15 protein-coding genes are annotated in these 17219 nt (G+C 52.4%); 4 read left to right on the forward strand and 11 right to left on the reverse strand.

What is annotated here, in order from left to right; translation table 11 throughout:
* Position 1: 1 nt before the first annotated feature.
* Both CMUST_RS12335 and CMUST_RS12340 read left to right on the forward strand, forming a co-directional pair.
* Entirely contained in the window at positions 2-1972 is a 1971-nt protein-coding gene (locus CMUST_RS12335; protein WP_047262771.1) for an ATP-dependent DNA helicase, read from the forward strand.
* Positions 1972-3363: an AMP-binding protein gene (locus tag CMUST_RS12340; RefSeq protein ID WP_047262772.1), complete on the forward strand. Its 1392-nt coding sequence runs from the start codon at positions 1972-1974 to the stop codon at positions 3361-3363. The genes CMUST_RS12335 and CMUST_RS12340 overlap by 1 nt, the downstream gene beginning before the upstream one ends.
* Here the strand turns inward: CMUST_RS12340 and CMUST_RS12345 are convergent.
* The 5 genes from CMUST_RS12345 to nrdF form a co-directional block, all read right to left on the reverse strand.
* Entirely contained in the window at positions 3360-4115 is a 756-nt protein-coding gene (locus tag CMUST_RS12345) for a YwiC-like family protein (RefSeq protein ID WP_047262773.1), read from the reverse strand. The two genes, CMUST_RS12340 and CMUST_RS12345, sit on opposite strands and share 4 nt — an antisense overlap.
* Positions 4116-4139: 24 nt before the next feature.
* A complete protein-coding gene (locus tag CMUST_RS12350) occupies positions 4140-4910 on the reverse strand; it encodes a peptidyl-tRNA hydrolase (protein ID WP_047262774.1) in 771 nt (256 codons plus the stop codon).
* Positions 4911-6197 (reverse strand): phosphoserine phosphatase SerB, encoded by a 1287-nt coding sequence (gene serB, locus CMUST_RS12355; RefSeq protein ID WP_047262775.1) that lies wholly within the window; start codon positions 6195-6197, stop codon positions 4911-4913.
* A 126-nt stretch (positions 6198-6323) separates the two neighbouring features.
* A complete protein-coding gene (gene ctaD, locus CMUST_RS12360; protein WP_047262776.1) occupies positions 6324-8039 on the reverse strand; it encodes an aa3-type cytochrome oxidase subunit I in 1716 nt (571 codons plus the stop codon).
* A 434-nt stretch (positions 8040-8473) separates the two neighbouring features.
* On the reverse strand, positions 8474-9463 hold the full coding sequence (gene nrdF / locus CMUST_RS12365; RefSeq protein WP_047262777.1) for a class 1b ribonucleoside-diphosphate reductase subunit beta: 990 nt from the start codon (positions 9461-9463) through the stop codon (positions 8474-8476).
* A gap of 476 nt (positions 9464-9939) precedes the next feature.
* Here nrdF and CMUST_RS12370 point away from each other — a divergent pair, with 476 nt between their 5' ends.
* Positions 9940-10425 (forward strand): ferritin, encoded by a 486-nt coding sequence (locus CMUST_RS12370; RefSeq protein ID WP_047263630.1) that lies wholly within the window; start codon positions 9940-9942, stop codon positions 10423-10425.
* 283 nt (positions 10426-10708) lie between these two features.
* Here CMUST_RS12370 and nrdE read toward each other — a convergent pair whose 3' ends face one another.
* The 4 genes from nrdE to ykgO all read right to left on the reverse strand — a co-directional run bounded on the left by nrdE (position 10709) and on the right by ykgO (position 14891).
* Complete coding sequence (gene nrdE, locus CMUST_RS12375) at positions 10709-12868, reverse strand: class 1b ribonucleoside-diphosphate reductase subunit alpha (RefSeq protein ID WP_047262778.1); 2160 nt, start codon at positions 12866-12868, stop codon at positions 10709-10711.
* Positions 12869-12921: 53 nt separating this feature from the next.
* Positions 12922-13371 carry a class Ib ribonucleoside-diphosphate reductase assembly flavoprotein NrdI gene (gene nrdI / locus CMUST_RS12380; RefSeq protein ID WP_047262779.1) on the reverse strand — a complete coding sequence of 150 codons (450 nt, stop codon included), beginning with the start codon at positions 13369-13371 and terminating at the stop codon, positions 12922-12924.
* A gap of 127 nt (positions 13372-13498) precedes the next feature.
* Complete coding sequence (gene nrdH, locus CMUST_RS12385; protein WP_047262780.1) at positions 13499-13732, reverse strand: glutaredoxin-like protein NrdH; 234 nt, start codon at positions 13730-13732, stop codon at positions 13499-13501.
* Positions 13733-14768: 1036 nt separating this feature from the next.
* A complete protein-coding gene (gene ykgO / locus CMUST_RS12390) occupies positions 14769-14891 on the reverse strand; it encodes a type B 50S ribosomal protein L36 (RefSeq protein WP_003852698.1) in 123 nt (40 codons plus the stop codon).
* Positions 14892-15162: 271 nt separating this feature from the next.
* On the opposite strand from ykgO, the gene nadE reads away from it, so the two are divergent.
* A complete protein-coding gene (gene nadE, locus CMUST_RS12395) occupies positions 15163-15993 on the forward strand; it encodes an ammonia-dependent NAD(+) synthetase (RefSeq protein ID WP_047262781.1) in 831 nt (276 codons plus the stop codon).
* On the opposite strand, the gene CMUST_RS12400 is transcribed toward nadE, so the two are convergent.
* On the reverse strand, positions 15990-16754 hold the full coding sequence (locus CMUST_RS12400) for a fructosamine kinase family protein (protein WP_047262782.1): 765 nt from the start codon (positions 16752-16754) through the stop codon (positions 15990-15992). The two genes, nadE and CMUST_RS12400, sit on opposite strands and share 4 nt — an antisense overlap.
* Positions 16754-17167 carry a pyridoxamine 5'-phosphate oxidase family protein gene (locus CMUST_RS12405; RefSeq protein WP_144414211.1) on the reverse strand — a complete coding sequence of 138 codons (414 nt, stop codon included), beginning with the start codon at positions 17165-17167 and terminating at the stop codon, positions 16754-16756. Before CMUST_RS12405 ends, CMUST_RS12400 begins: the two co-directional genes overlap by 1 nt.
* Between the last annotated feature and the right edge of the window lie 52 nt (positions 17168-17219).

Consider the following 17219-nt stretch of genomic DNA (forward strand, 5'->3'; position numbering starts at 1 on the left):
CATGAGCACGGAACTAGCCTGCACCACCGAGGAAGTACTAACCGCTGCAGTTGACAGTATCGGCGGCGCCACCCGAGACGGCCAGGTGGCGATGGCTCAAGCAGTCACCCGCGCACTGGAAACTCAGCGGCATTTGGCGGTGCAGGCAGGAACCGGAACCGGAAAATCGTTAGCGTATTTGGTACCAGCCATCCGCTACGCGCAGTTAACAGATTCCACCGTGATTGTTTCCACCGCCACCATTGCGCTGCAACGTCAATTGGTTGAACGGGATCTCCCCCGCTTGGCGGACGCATTGGAGCCAATTCTTGAAAACCGTCCTACCTTCGCCATCATGAAGGGGCGGCATAATTATTTGTGTCAGAATAAGGTCGCACATGCCGAAAGCCTCGCAAACGAGGAAGATGCGCTTTTAGACGAATCCGAGATCAGTTGGTTAGGGGCGCAAATAGCCCGCCTGTATGACTGGGCGAATGAAACCGAAACCGGTGACCGTGACTCACTGGAACCAGGCGTATCCGATTTGGCATGGCGGCAAGTATCCGTTAGCTCCAAAGAGTGTATTGGGGCAAGTCGGTGCCCGCACGGCGATACATGTTTTGCGGAATTGGCCCGGCGTCAAGCCAAAGACGTCGATATTGTCGTGACCAATCATGCCATGTTGGCCATTGATGCCATGTTAGATATCAACGTTTTGCCGGAGCACGACGTGGTCATTATCGACGAGGCTCATGAATTAGATGGCCGGATCACGTCAGTTTCCACAATGGAGATTTCCACCACCGCTTTGACATTGACCGCACGGCGCGCTGGGAAACTGGGCGCTGAGGGAAGGGATGAGAAGCTCAAAGAGGTGGCCACACAGTGGGAGCAATCCATGTTGGGGGTTGAGCCAGGTCGGTTAGTGGCGTTACCTGAGCAGCTGGGGCCTACGTTGACCGCACTGCGGGATTGTTTATGGCAGTTGAAACAAACCATTGGGCAAGCCCCAGCAGGTGAGGCCGCGCACCAACCGGAACAACACGCGGAGCGGTTAAGCCTGGCCAATCATATCGAAGATCAGCACGATTGCGTGGTGCGGATCTTGGAGGTTTTCGCCCAGCCAGACGAGTCCCAGCATTCAGATGTGGTGTGGGCAGTTGTTGATGAGCGCAGGGGCACGATGCTCAAGGTTGCCCCGCTGTCGGTGGCGGGATTGCTGCACGACCGGTTGTTCGGTTCCAACACGGTGGTACTTACCTCTGCGACGTTAACTATTGGTGGGAATTTTGCAGCGATGGCCGCGAGCTGGGGGTTGCCGAAGGGAAGTTGGGATCATTTAGATGCGGGCACCCCGTTTGATCCGGCGAAGTCAGGGATTTTATATACGCCCCGCCACATTCCGGAGCCAGGCCGAGACGGATTGCCGCAGGAAATGGTGGACGAGATTTATGATCTCATCATGGCTGCGGGGGGCCGCACGCTGGGGTTGTTTTCCTCACGCCGGGCTGCAATGCAGGCCACGGAATTATTGCGGCCACGGTTACCTTTCGATATTTTGTGCCAGGGCGACGATACCACTGGCGCACTGGTGGATCGGTTTGCTAAACAAGAAAACACGTGTTTATTTGGTACGTTGACGTTGTGGCAGGGGGTGGACGTACCAGGTAAAAGTTGCTCGTTGGTGTTTATGGATCGAATTCCATTTCCCCGCCCTGATGATCCGTTATTGCAGGCACGTAAGGAGGCCGCTGATGCGGCTGGCCGAAATGGTTTTATGGAAGTTGCTGCGACCCATGCCGCGCTGCTGATGGCCCAGGGGGCGGGTAGACTGCTCCGGCACGTAACGGACCGGGGCGTTGTTGCGGTGTTGGATAAGCGCATCGTGGAGAAGCGTTACGGTGGGTTTTTACTAAATTCAATGCCGCGATTTTGGCGAACTACGGATAAGGCTGTGGTTACCGCCGCATTGGGTAGATTGGTGACTGGCTAGTGGATTTCCCCAATGTATCGTTAACCCGGTTGCTTTTCGACGCCGCCCCGCCGGAGCGCACCGCTATCGTTTCCGCGTCGGGCACGCGAAGCTACCGGGAGCTTTTCCAGGATATTCGGCAATTGGCTGCCCGGTTGGATATTTCTCCCGGCGCGGTGGTGGGGGTTCAGTTACCCAATGGGGTGGATTTCGTGATTGCGTTTCACGCAGTGCTGTCTGTCGGCGGGGTGGTCACGCCTGTCCCGATGTCCGCCACTGAGACGGATGTGGCGTATCAGGTGAAGAAAACTGGGGCGGTTATGGTTATCACCGCTTCTGAATTGACCCGGCTGCGTGCCCGCCCCCCTATTGTTCAAATGTCGGTGACATTTGAACAAGCGACGGATCTTGCGTGTTTGCCGATGAGTTCGGGAACAACCGGGTTGCCGAAAGCAGTGATGTTAACGCACCGCAATTTGGTTGCTAATACCATGCAGTTTGCCCAGGTGGTGCCGGTTTCTCCCGGCGAGCGGTGTTTGTCTGTTTTACCGTTTAGTCATATCTATGGTCTCACGGCGCTTTTACATACTCCGTTGTATTTAGGGGCCACGGTGATTGCTCAGCCTTTTACCGCCGAGTCGTTTATCCAGGCACATGAGCAGCACGATATTAATGTGACGTTTATTGCGCCGCCGCTTGCCACGTTGTTAGCGCGGCATCCATTGGTGGACACAACCGATTTCTCTTCGCTGCACACAATAATAAACGGCGCGGCGGCATTGCCGACTGCCACGGGGGCGATCGTCGAAAAGCGAGCCGGGGCGCGCGTGATTCAGGGGTACGGTATGACGGAAGCGGCACCAGTTACACACTTAGCGCAGCACGGTGACACGCCCATGTCGTCAATCGGGAGTGTTTTACCTGCGACGGAAGCTAAGGTAGTTGATCCCGACACCGGAATGGAATCCGGGCGTGGCGAATTATGGGTACGTGGGCCGCAGGTCATGGCTGGATATCTATCTGATGTTGCTGCCACCACGGCCACGCTTGTCGACGGCGGCTGGTTGCGCACTGGCGATATTGTTATCCGTGACGGCGAAGACTTTTTTGTGGTGGATCGGTTAAAGGACATCATTAAATCACACGGAATACAAGTGTCCCCGCAAAAGCTGGAGAATATCATCGTCACAATACCAGGTGTGGTGGATTGCGCAGTTGTACGGGGTTTTGGTGCCGATGGAGAGGAACAACCAGTGGCGGTGATCGTGGGTGATGTCGCAGAGGCCACGGTCATGGACGCCGTGGCGGCCCAAGTCACTCCCGCTGAACGGATTAGGCAGGTTCGGTTCACCGATAGCATTCCGCGTTCGGCTTCGGGGAAAATCCTCCGGCGGCTACTGCAAGATGGTTAGGAGACCAACACAACAGCGGCTAATGCGGCACTGGCGAACATTTCCCCAATACCTATTTGTTTCGGTCGCCACTTTCGATTCATTGTAGGAATCCACCAGGCACGCAGCCCATAGGCTAGGAACAGCGGTAGTGCCCACCAGCTAACCAGCTGGTTCCAGGCAAGCTTGGCGACGATAAAAACCGCCACCGCATGGAAGCCTACTGATCCTTGTAACCAGGCGGGATCTTGTCGGTTCCGAATCAATGTCTTCACATAGGGAATTGTTCCGCAAAAATACAGAGCAACCAGGAGGGTTCGCGCCCACACCGACCATGGATCTGCGCCTGCGGCAGCAACGGTTACTGGCAACATCAATGCGCTGGCAAGAACCGTTGCTAGGCCAGAGATCAGTGATCGGGGTCGATGTTTGATTGCTTCCCATGCTGCCACCACCACGAGAGGAGCAAACAGTATCCCAAACCACATCAGTTGCGGGTTTAGCCAGACGGTTATTAGGACAGCGACGGCCGAGATGCTGGCGTAGGTGATAAGCGCTGGCAGGTATTGGGCTTTTCTGTTGGGGCGTGCTTTTATCCATAAAGATGCCGCGAAAAAGCAAAAATAGCCCACTAACCAAGCGATAAGCAGGGGCAGGTGAATAAGATGCGGTCGTGCGATAATGACACCTAAGGTAAATGGCAGGAATACCATAACCCATGCGCCGTGTTGATCCGGTATCCATGCCCGATTACGCACTATCTTTCCCATCATCTTTTAAGTTGATATTTTCCAGCACTAAAGTATAGCCCGCGGGGCGGCAAGAGCTGTTGCGCTTCCGGCAGCTACCTCCGTGAAACCTGCATCACGGACAACCACTACGTCGGTGCTTTCAAGAAGCTGACCAAAAACCTGCGAGTCAACTTTTTCCACTGCTAGCGGAAAGTCAGCACGCGCCCACTCCTGTACCCAATCCAACGACATGTTGGCGGCTAATAGCATCGATGCATGTCCAGCCTGGGCGGCCAGTTTGCCCGTAGACATGTCCAGACCAGCATCGAGATAAATATGCGGGCAGTCAGATGGCCGCTTGTCGACGTTGCCATCATCGACGTTGGTTCCGCCAATCTGAAGCTTTGCTACCACCGGATCTACCCGATGCACGGCGCTCGGCACAATTGCCCGTGCCTGCGCACCGTCATAGCTGGCGGTAATTCCGGGAACCAGCTGTACTCGCTCCCACGCGGCGTTACGTGCCCGGCGAGTGACTTTGCGAATCCTATGCTGATACCACGCATCAATTGCTGCGGCGAAAGAACCATCGCCTTGCTCGAATCCAACGCCGGCCCGGTCATCCAGACACAACCGCACTGTCGCTTCAGCGGCTGCCGCCACCAACGCCAACTGCGGCGGTGGATCAAGCTTCGGAATGTTCACCACAATCTGCATGGCATGAATGGTTTCTGGGTCGCTGGGGTCCTCGCCGTGCTTGTCCCAGTCCCGATTCGTTACGGCCTGTTGAAGGCGTCGAAAAGCAGTATCGAAAAACTCCGATTGTGGATCTAACACCTAAGGCTCCAACGGGACTCGATGGACAGTACCAGCTTGTTCATCAGCGGCATCAACCTCAGCTCGGGTAATGCCCAGCATGTGTAAAACTTCATCCAAGAACGGGGAATTCACCGATGTATCAGCAACTTCCCGTAAGGCTGGTTTAGCGTTAAAAGCGATCCCCAAGCCAGCAGCAGAAATCATGTCAATATCATTAGCCCCATCCCCCACAGCAACGGTTTGGTGCATCTCCAACCCAGAATCGGCGGCAAATTCCGCCAGAAATTCTGCCTTGGCGGCACGATCCACAACCTTGCCAATAACGTTTCCAGTGAGTTTGCCGTCTATTATCTCCAGGGTATTCGCACGAACATAATCTAGGTCTAATTCCTTGGCCAGATCGGCTAATACCTGAATGAAACCGCCGGAAACAACAGCTGTTTTATAGCCCAAGCGCTTCAATGTTCGGATTGTTGTACGCGCGCCAGGTGTTAAAACAATATCGGCCGCAACCTTATCGATAACTGATGCGTCTAACCCTGCGAGAGTTTTCACTCGTTCCCGCAAGGATTCCTCAAAGTCCAGTTCCCCGCGCATGGCACGTTCTGTCACCTCGGCGACTTCTTTCTCACGCCCCGCATGAGCCGCGAGCATTTCGATCACTTCTCCGGTGATTAGCGTCGAGTCACAATCGAAACAGATCAACCGTTTGGACCTACGCTGCAAACCAGCCCGTTCGATTGCAATGTCGACCCCCAGTTCCGGAGTAAGCTGAGCCAATGCCTTACGAATCGGAATCCCGCCACCTGGTTTGGGATTAGGAATAGTTACCTTCAGTTCAAGCCCCGTCACCGGGTAGTCAGCAATACCACGGATGGTGTCGATATTGGCACCGTAATCCGCAAGAGTCTGGCCAATTCGGGAAATATCCTTAGCTTCCACCGGATTACCAAGAATCACAATCTCGTGAGTGGAGCGAGGCCGGGACGACTGGGCCTCGGCTTGCAATTCCACGGACACCGTCTGCCCATACCCTTTCAGTGTTTCCCGTAGCCCTTCGTCGACCTTGTCCACTTTCGCCGCAGCGATACCGACGAAAGCCGCCAACGATAAATAGCCACGAAACTGAGACTGTTCAACGTCGAGTACCTGGACACCGTTTGCCGCCAACACCCGGAAAAAAGCGGCGGTCACCCCCGGGCGATCATTGCCCGAAATAGTCACCACTGCGGGAATTAACCCATGTTGTAGCGCAACTGTTAACTGAGTGGAATTTGCATCAGACACGTTGTTGTATTCTTCCATGAAACTCCAGACGGAGAAATTCCGGCCCGCCTACTGCCCTAAACAAGGGGACAACAAAAAGGGTTAACGGTGACAAACAATGTCCCGTTAACCCTTTATGTAAAAGTCAGTGAGGTAAAGCAGACTTTACTTCTTGTTCACCGGCTCGTGGTGGTGCCCAACGTGAGCTTCACGACGCATCCGCTCCACCATGTGTGGATAATGCAGTTCGAATGCAGGACGCTCCGAACGGATACGCGGCATGGACACGAAGTTATGGCGAGGCGGTGGGCAAGAGGTAGCCCATTCTAAGGAGTTACCGTAACCCCACGGGTCATCCACGGTGACGATCTCGCCGTAACGCCAGGACTTAATGACATTCCAAATAAACGGAATGACCGACATACCCAGCAAGAAGGAGAATACGGTAGAAATCTGGTTAAGCGTAGTGAACCCATCGGAGTCGAGATAGTCAGCGTACCGACGAGGCATACCCATGTTACCGACCCAGTGCTGGATCAGGAAGGTGCCGTGGAAACCTACGAAGGTGAGCCAGAAGTGCACCTTACCCAAACGCTCATCAAGCATGCGGCCAGTCATCTTCGGGAACCAGAAGTACACGCCAGCAACAGCGGCGAATACCACAGTACCGAACAGGGTGTAGTGGAAGTGAGCGATCAAGAAGTAAGACTCAGCCAAGTGGAAATCCAACGGTGGCGACGCGAGCATAATGCCGGTCAAACCACCGAAGAGGAAGGTAACCAAGAAGCCCACTGCCCAAATCATTGGGGTCTCCCAGGAAATGTGACCCTTCCACATGGTGCCCAGCCAGTTGAAGAACTTCACACCGGTTGGAACCGAAATCAGGAAGGTCATGAAGGAGAAGAACGGCAGCAAGATTGCGCCAGTCACGAACATGTGGTGCGCCCACACAGCCATCGACAGCGAACCAATGGACAACGTAGCGAATACCAGGCCGATGTAACCAAACATTGGCTTACGGCTGAACACTGGGATGATCTCAGAAACGATGCCGAAGAATGGCAGCGCGAGAACATAAACCTCGGGATGCCCGAAGAACCAGAACAAGTGCTGCCACAAGATAGCACCACCGTTACCTGGATCGTAGATGTGCCCACCCAGCTTGCGGTCATACAAAACGCCCAATGCTGCAGCGAGCAGCAGCGGGAAGATCATGAGCACGATGACTGAGGCAACGAAGATGTTCCAACAGAAAATTGGCATACGGAACAAGGTCATGCCTGGAGCACGCATGGTCAGTAGCGTGGTGATCATGTTGATTGCGGAAGCAACGGTACCGACACCGGTAGCACCGACACCGACGATCCACATATCGGAACCAATACCTGGGGAGTGAATAGAGTCCGCCAATGGCAGGTACATGGTCCAGCCGAAGTCAGCAGCACCACCTGGGGTAAGGAAGCCTGCCAACATGGCAACAACGCCGATGGTGGTAATCCAGAAACCAAAAGCGTTCAATCGGGGGAACGCTACGTCAGGTGCGCCAATCTGGAGCGGCAGCACATAGTTAGCGAAGCCCCACACAACAGGTGTACCGAATGCAAGCAGCATGATTGTGCCGTGCATCGTGAACAACTGGTTGAATTGTTCGTTGGACAGGAACTGGAGTCCTGGGGTGAAAAGCTCGGCACGGATAAGAAGTGCCATTAAGCCACCAAGGAAGAACCACACGAAGGACATGATGATGTACATAATGCCCAGCAGTTTGTGGTCAGTGGTGGTCAACATCTTCCAGGCCAGAGAGCCAATGCGGGCCCCTCCGGTTGGTGCGGGCCGAGTTGGCTCGGAGTAATTCTCCTGCCGTGGCACCACAGCGGTCATACGATCCTCCTGACTTTATGAGATAGCGGTCCCACGTTCTAAGCGTCTGGACTGTATCTAAAAATTACGCTTCCTTATTCTAAGGGAGCGCAACGCGGATATACTAGCTATTCCCAGCTAGACTTCCCTCTACCCTACCTGTGTTCTTTGCTGGTTAAAAAGTATTTTTTGACAGCCCCTAGGGTTTTCGCCGCCACCACCTGCGGTGAGCTTAGATTTCACCCAATTTGTGTGATCGTCAACACATTTGTGACGCATGGTGCCACCAGCCCGCCACCCCCGTTCTTGGATAATCCACACCCCCAGGTGGTATCAATCCAAAGGTGGATCGAAAGATGATGATCACATTCCACCCTCATTCGTCGTAACGCAAAAAATGGCCCGGATGCTACCCCGCCCCCGAGATAGCATCCGGGCCATTTTGCCGAAATTACTTAAAAGTCCCAGTCGTCGTCGGTGGTGTTTTCAGCCTTACCAATAACATAGGAAGAACCAGATCCCGAGAAGAAGTCATGGTTCTCATCAGCATTCGGAGACAAAGCTGACAAAATCGCTGGCGATACTCGACATTCATCAGCCGGGAACAATGCTTCATAGCCCAAGTTGTTCAACGCCTTATTGGCGTTATACCGCAGGAAGCGTTTGACATCTTCAGTCCACCCCAACGGGTCATAGAGATCTTCGGTGTAGTGAATCTCGTTCTCATAGAGATCGTAAAGGAGATCGTATGTATACTCCTTGAGCTCTCCTTGCCGCTCCGGCGATTCGTGACGCAGCGCTTGTTGATATTTATAGCCAATGTAATATCCGTGCACCGCTTCGTCACGAATAATTAGCCGGATGATATCCGCAGTATTAGTTAACTTGGCATGGCTTGACCAATACATAGGAAGATAAAATCCGGAATAAAAAAGGAATGATTCCAGCAAGGTGGAGGCAACTTTACGTTTGAGCGGATCGCTACCTTCATAATAGGAAAGAATAATCTTCGCCTTCTTTTGCAGGTTCTCATTCTCCTCCGACCACCGGAATGCCTCATTGATTTCCTTAGTTGAGGCCAGAGTCATGAAGATATTGGAATAGCTCTTGGCATGTACCGATTCCATAAAGGCAATGTTGGTAAGGACCGCCTCCTCATGCAGGCTCACCGCATCCGGCAACATAGCCACCGCACCAACGGTTCCTTGAATAGTGTCAAGTAGCGTTAATCCGGTAAAGACCCGCATTGTTGTTTGTTTTTCCAGATCATTAAGCGTTCCCCAGCTCTTAATGTCATTTGATACTGGAATTTTTTCCGGCAACCAGAAGTTTCCGGTTAGCCGGTCCCATACCTCAAGGTCTTTTTCATCCGGAATGGTGTTCCAGTTGATTGCTCGCACTGGCTTGGGGTGGGTTTGGATATATGCATCCTCAACGCTATTCATAAAGCGCATTCTCCTCGATCCAACAGGACTATCGGTGGTATTAACATTTGTGCGCCAACACACAGAATCACTAGCCGTGAGCACGCAATATAGACGCATACGACATCACGGTCACGCTGATTACGCGAATAGTTAAACAGTACCCGAATATCCGCTGTTTCTATATTCCCCCACCGCAACAACCCGTTTCAAGACCACCTTGCCCCATAAAACCACAACCCAAAATATGATCTTAGTCACAAAATGATTTCTGGCCTTAATTTTACCTACCCTTAGTAGCATCCGCGCCAGAGGCGAACAACTCCACCAGCCCCAGCCATCAAAAGTGGCATTCACCACATTAATTAGACGACTGTTTCAATAATCCAACCAGTATTTTGGATAGGTTATCTTAGGGTATCCAAATTGCATAAATGCGGGTTAAGCTGGGCTAACTTTAGCTGACAATGTGGTTTATTGCCCTTAAACTCCTTTGCATGAGGATTAATGAAAAACTTGCATCAGCAATCAATAATCAAGTAACTGCCGAACTTGAAGCCGCAATGGTTTACCTGCAAATGTCCTACATTCTTGAGGATATGTCGCTTACCGGAATGGCTTCCTGGATGAAGAAGCAGCACGAGGAAGAGCTGGATCACTCACAGCAGTTTGCTCAGCATCTACTCGACCGTGGCTACACCCCACAGATCGGCGACATCGCACCACCAAAGGTGGATGTTTCCTCCGCAGTCGATGCCTTCGAAGCAGCATTGGCACACGAGCAGAAGGTCACCGCCATGATTCGGGAGATCGCCGTTCTGTCCGATTCCCTACAGGATTTCGAATCCCGCCCATTCTTGGATGAATTCCTTCAGGAGCAGATCGAAGAAGAGTCCTCCGTTGAGGAAATCCTCGACCGCCTGAAGCTTGCCGGCGAAGGCCTCGGCACCATCATCATGGATGGCGAATTGGGCAAGCGCTAATCCGCCCCATAGCAGACGGATACACACAGTAACGCCACTACCCCACCGGTTTAAACTGGTGGGGTTTCGTGTTGGTTATAACAACCATCCTGCCGCTTTGCACGAAAACTATCGAGCACACCTAGTAACAGCGGGATTAGGCGTTAATCTACCTGTTTTGCCATATACCTAGGACCGATACCTAAAGCATCTCCCCTAACTAACAAGGATTATGTCTATATAGAAAAGGTCTAGGGCACCAAACATGTCGAAGTCCCTAGACCTTTTCTATGCGTATAGCGCGTTACAGCATGCAGGATACGCAGCCTTCGACTGCGGTGCCTTCAAGGGCCACCTGCCGCAACCGGATGTAGTAGAGGGTCTTGATTCCGTTACGCCACGCGTAGATCTGTGCGCGGTTGATGTCACGGGTGGTCACGGTGTCTTTGAAAAACAGCGTCAGCGACAACCCCTGGTCAACATATTTGGTTGCCACCGCATAGGTGTCGATGACCTTTTCGTAGCCGATTTCGTAGGCGTCTTGAAAATATTCCAAATTGGAGTTATCCATGTGTGGCGCCGGGTAGTAGACGCGCCCGATCTTTCCTTCTTTGCGGATTTCAATCCGGGAGGCAATCGGGTGGATCGACGATGTGGAGTTATTGATGTAGGAAATCGACCCGGTTGGCGGCACAGCTTGCAGATACCGGTTGAATAACCCGTGTTCCATAACATCAGCACGTAGTTGTGCCCAATCCTCAGCGGTTGGGGTGTGGATGCTGGAGTTAGCGAATAATTCCTTAACTTTGTCGGTCTGCGGCTGGAAATCAGCCGGGTCGAATCGATCGAAATATGCACCGCTTGCGTATTCGGAGGTTTCAAACCCACCGAATTTGACGCCGCGTTCCCGTGCGATCTTATTGGAAGCGCGCAGGCACTGGTACAACACAGCGGCAAAGTAGGCATTGGTGAAATCCAGTGCTTCCTCCGACCCATAGAAGATCCGTTCCCGCCCCAGGTAGCCGTGCAGGTTCATTTGCCCCAGGCCGATCGCGTGTGCGTCGTCGTTGCCTTTGCGGATAGACGGAACGGAATTGATAGAGGTTTGTTCTGACACGGCCGTTAATGCCCGAATGGCGGTCTCAATGGTGTCGGCGAAGTTCGGAGAGTCCATCGCCATCGCAATATTCAGCGAGCCCAAGTTACACGAAATGTCTTCACCAACCTCCGAATAGGTAAGGTCGTCGTTGTAGTACGACGGGGTGTTTACCTGGAGGATTTCGGAGCATAGGTTGGACATGTTAACGCGGCCAGCTATCGGGTTGGCCTTGTTCACGGTGTCCTCGAACATGATGTAGGGATAGCCGGACTCGAATTGGATTTCAGCCAAGGTTTGGAAGAATTCTCGTGCGTTGATCTTCTTCTTGCGGATCCGGGGATCTTCAACCATCTCCTGGTAGTGTTCGGTGACTGAGAGGTCGGCGAATGCTTTTCCGTAGACCCGTTCGACGTCGTATGGGCTAAAGAGGTACATGTCAGAATTGGTCTTAGCCAATTCGAATGTGATGTCAGGGATAACCACCCCCAGGGAAAGCGTCTTAATCCGAATCTTCTCGTCTGCGTTTTCGCGTTTGGTGTCGAGGAAGTTGAGAATATCTGGGTGATGTGCGTTCAAATAAACGGCACCAGCGCCTTGACGTGCTCCTAATTGGTTGGCGTAGGAGAAGGAATCCTCCAATAGTTTCATAACAGGAATGACGCCAGAGGACTGGTTTTCGATGTGTTTAATCGGTGCGCCAGATTCCCGCAGGTTAGACAACAGTAAGGCCACACCGCCGCCACGCTTGGATAGTTGCAGTGCGGAGTTAATGGATCGCCCAATCGATTCCATATTGTCTTCGATGCGTAGCAGGAAGCAGGATACTGGTTCACCACGCTGGGCTTTACCCATGTTGAGGAAGGTTGGGGTGGCAGGCTGGAACCGGCCGGTCATGATTTCGTCGACAAGGTGGCGGGCGAGATCACGGTCGCCGTCGGCTAGCGCGAGCGCCACCATACATACCCGGTCTTCGAAGCGTTCGAGGTACCTGCGCCCGTCGAAAGTTTTAAGGGTGTATGAGGTGTAGTATTTGTACGCCCCTAGGAAGGTTGGGAACCGGAATTTATGGGCGTATGCCTGTTTAAAGAGGTCTTTGATAAACGCGAAATCGTACTTATCCAACACCGCTGGATCGTAGTACTTGTTTTCTACCAGGTATTCCATTTTTTCTTCCAGATCATGGAAGAAAACCGTGTTCTGGTTGACGTGCTGCAGGAAGTATTGGTTGGCCGCTTCGCGATCTTTATCAAATTGGATCTGGCCGTCCTCGGAATAGAGATTCAACAGTGCGTTGAGGGCGTGGTAGTCGAGTTGTTCCTCACGAGAGGCGGGTTCTGCCACGTTTTTTCCGTAGGTAGTTGTCACGTCGGTTGCACCTTTGCGGGTTGTGTCGTTTTTATCGTTCTAGCAAGTGATATTTAGTTGGAAGCTTGGGTGTAAAGGGGTTGAAGGCCGAGTGTTTGTGCGTTGTCGATCAACCCTTGTCGCACTGCGGCTACATCTTCAGGCATTCCCATGAGTTCAAAGCGATAAACGTAAGGAACGTTGCATTTTGCAGCGATCAAGTCGCCCGCTTTGCCGAAGTCCGACCCAAAATTTGAGTTGCCGCCTGCGATGACTGCCCGCAATAGATCCCGGTTGTGTTTGTTGTTGAGAAACCGAATGACTTGCGGTGGCACCGGTTTGGTGTTGGTCGCTCCACTTATCGACGCCCCACCGCCATATGTGGGACAAATGAGGACGTATGGCTTGTCGACGATCAATTCTGGATCCGTTTTATGTAACGGAATCCGCTTCGCTGGCAAATCAAGCTTTTCGACGAATCGATGTGTGTTTTCCGTCGCAGAGGAAAAATAGACAACCAACATTGTGTCTTTCCATCAGTGGGGCTGGATATGAAAGTGCTGCCCACCATACCACTTTCCATACCTGCCAATTACAGTGTTTTCGGCGGGCTCGGTGAGGGCGTTTGGGCAGCTATATCGAAAGATTGAGTTAAGCCACCTGGCTGGCAAGTCCACTGATGCGCTCCGGCCGGAATCCAGACCAGTGCTCGCCGTTCGCTTCCACCACTGGCGCCTGGAGGTAACCAAGAGCCATCACGTAGTCACGAGCTTCCTCATCAATGCTGATATCCACGAGGTTGTAGTCGAGCCCTGCGCGGTCAAGTGCCTTCTTGGTTGCGTTGCACTGCATGCAAGCTGGCTTGGTAAAGAGAGTGATCGACATAGCTCAAAATTCCTTAGTTCGCTTTCGGCTGACCACAGTGGTCGTCCTATGGGGATTTTTGTTACGAGCCGCTACTTCACCTGACTACCGATGGCCATTGCGGTGTCACGCTGCGTCCGTGGCGACAAAAACGACACTATACGTTGTGGCAAATTAACGCAACAAGCACTACATATAGTAGTTACAACAATGAAATTCCCAGCAAACAACCACCCATAGCACCACATGTAGGCATTGGTTCACCCAATCAAATTACAAAGATGTGAGCTTCAACTTTCACACACGTAACATCTTCCCAGCTCGTAGCCGCCATCGCTCAAAAATGTGATTTACAGCACATATAAGATAAAGTGCTACCCCATACCCCCTGCAAGAAAGATGTTTTTCATAAAGTAAACATTGAGTAACATCTACCCAATCCTTATCAAAAAATTAAGTTTAGGATCGCGTTTACATAACAATCACAGCTACATAACCAATCAAGTGCAGCATGGTTGCTATTCTAATAATTCTAAAAACCTATGACTGATTCGATGGAATATACCGGTAAAAATGAGAAATTATGCAGCACAATTTCCCTCGAAAAGTTTGTTGACAAAACATGAAAATAACACCGATAAACAGCCCGCACCTATCACGCTTAGTTGTCATGACACCTAGCCAGCGGCGCTACGATAATCGCAATCACATCAACATAATTCAAGAAATACCTTAAACGGCACCAACTCAATCAATAGGACTTCAGCTACCCCCATCGACCTTTCGACTACCCCGGATACCCCCGCCCCATTTCAGCTACCCCCAGCTGCGCTCGGGGCGTCGACAAGCGGGCACCCGAAACCACAACACGATCCTACAAACCTGCGAACTGCAGTACCCATCGCACATAACCCGCCAGCACGACAAAGCCGCACAGGTTTTAGCCCATGCGTCCGCATGAGTTACTTAGCAGTACAAAGGATAAAACCGCCTGGAAGAGATTCGCTAACCGAAACCAACCAGGCGGCTAAATAAAGCTCGCGCGTTGAGGATGTAATTAACCTTGACGAGCCTTGAAGCGTGGATCCTTCTTATTAATCACGTAGACCTTGCCACGACGGCGCACAACCTGAGCGCCCGGCTTGTTCTTCAGCGACCGAAGGGATTTACGGACCTTCATCGGGCGCTCCTTTCTTGTTAAGGGAAAGCCAGTTGCGACTTACACATTCCTAGTGGCTGGGACAACGAATATGTGTATCCAGCCAATGACACGAGGAACAATGTTATCGTACGTTTAGCGTAAATACCAAACTGGTTACCTACGCCTACGATCACCCAACTGCGCATGCCACTCCAATAATCACCCAGTATTCGTTCTTTGCACAAGCACCGCCCTAAGCTATAGAGCCAGCACGCTTCACTGGGACTTTTTGACGCTAAGCTTAACAAGCATGGATCTTGATTTACAGCGGGAAATCCGCGCTCAACTTCACACCACCCCAACCATTGATCCCGCTGCTGAGGTTACCAGCCGGGTGTCGTTCTTGGTCGATTATCTCCGTCACTCCCGCACAAACGGGTTCGTTTTGGGAATTTCTGGCGGCCAAGATTCCACCCTTGCTGGACGGCTCGCCCAGTTAGCAGTAGAGGAAATTCGCCGCACTGGCGGCAATGCGGAGTTCTGGGCGATGCGTTTGCCCTACGGAGTTCAGTTTGACGAAGAAGACCGCGACATTGCATTGCAGTTTATTCGTCCTGATCACACGCTGACCTGCAATATTAAAGACGCTACCGACGCGATTGCAGACAGCGTGGCACAAGCGCTGGGTCAACCGCGCCTGGGAGATTTTAATAAAGGAAACGTTAAAGCACGCCAGCGCATGATCGCCCAGTATGCGCTCGCTGGGGAAAAAGGGTTATTGGTTATCGGCACTGACCATGCAGCCGAAAACGTCACCGGCTTTTTCACGAAGTTTGGCGATGGTGCAGCGGATCTCATGCCATTGTTTGGACTTAATAAGAGCCAAGGCGCAGCGATGTTGCAGTATCTTGGTGCACCGGAATCCACCTGGCTCAAGGTACCTACCGCTGATCTGGAAGAGGATCGCCCAGCGATTTCCGACGAGGACGCATTAGGGATTCGCTACCGCGATATTGATGGGTATTTATCAGGTGAAACCGCCATCAATGACATTGCGGCAAGCCGGATTGAGCATCTATGGCGGATCGGCCAGCACAAGCGTCATCTGCCAGTGACCCCACAAGACACCTGGTGGCGTTAGCCAAGCAGTGCAACCACCAGACGAGCACATGCCACTAATTCATCACCATAGGCTGCAGAATGTGTAACAGCGTGGACTGCCAGGGGATGCAACTGGTGAACCGGGATATAATCCGCCCAGGTATCCGGCAGCGGCGACACTGTGTGGTAGCCAGCGATAATATGCTCAAAATAATCCGCACCGAACAGCGCCAACATAGCCAGATCAGTTTCTGGGTGTCCGCCGTGCGCCGCAGGGTCGATAAAAACTGGGCGCACCCCGGTGCCAGTATTCTCGTAGAGAAGATTGCCACGCCATAAGTCGCCATGAATGCGGGCAGGCGTGACAGCGCCGAAATCATGATGGCTGATGCATTCCAGAGCACGTTCGATAACACCCTCCGGGTCATGAAGATTGCCGTTATCGACGGCAGCAGCAACGAAAGGCGCGACCCGTTGCTCGACGTAAAAAGTGGCCCAATCGTCGGTGGGGACGCACAGCTGTTGTTGCGTGCCAATAAAGTTTGGGCCCTCCCAATCAGGCGGAGGGCTGCCAAACGCCGACGCGCCCGCCCGGTGGATCGTTGCTAATTGCTCCCCCGCAAAAATCGCCGCGTCTGCTGTGGGCATGGCAAGGCGGACTTTGCGGGTGGCAATCCGCGTCGGCGTTGCCTCTATGACGTCAACAACACTTGTCGACGCTTCCCGCAGCCACCGCAACCCTGCTGCCTCGGCTTCAGCGGCGCCTGGTTGCGCCGGATACTTAACAAAACTCTCCGGCATTAGTAGCGTTCCGGTTCCTCCCCTAACCGGAAGGCCCGGCCACTAATTTCTTTAGGCTCGATGCGGACATAGTTGTATTTCAAGGTCGGGACCCACGGCCGCAGTGGCAAAGCGTCGCAGCGTTGAATCTCGCTATAATCTCGCACAATCTCGGCATGGCCTTTAATCACCACTGACCAAGCGGTATAGGCAGTGGAATTATCAACCTCGAACAAAACATAATTATTTAATCCCACGCTAAAAAGCTTGTTGCCTTCCGCCGTTCGGAAATAGATATTTTTGCCATCAACAACGTAATTGATGGGGAAAATATCCATATCATCGGAACGACGAACAACAAGCCGACCAAGCTTCTCGGTCTCAAGCTTAGAATAGGATTCATCTTCGGTAAGAACAATCACTGGGCTACTCATACTTTCCATACTGCCATTTCCGCCCCACCTATGGGTAGGTGTACCGTTTTGG

Source organism: Corynebacterium mustelae, assembly GCF_001020985.1.
Classification (GTDB): Bacteria; Actinomycetota; Actinomycetes; order Mycobacteriales; family Mycobacteriaceae; genus Corynebacterium; species Corynebacterium mustelae.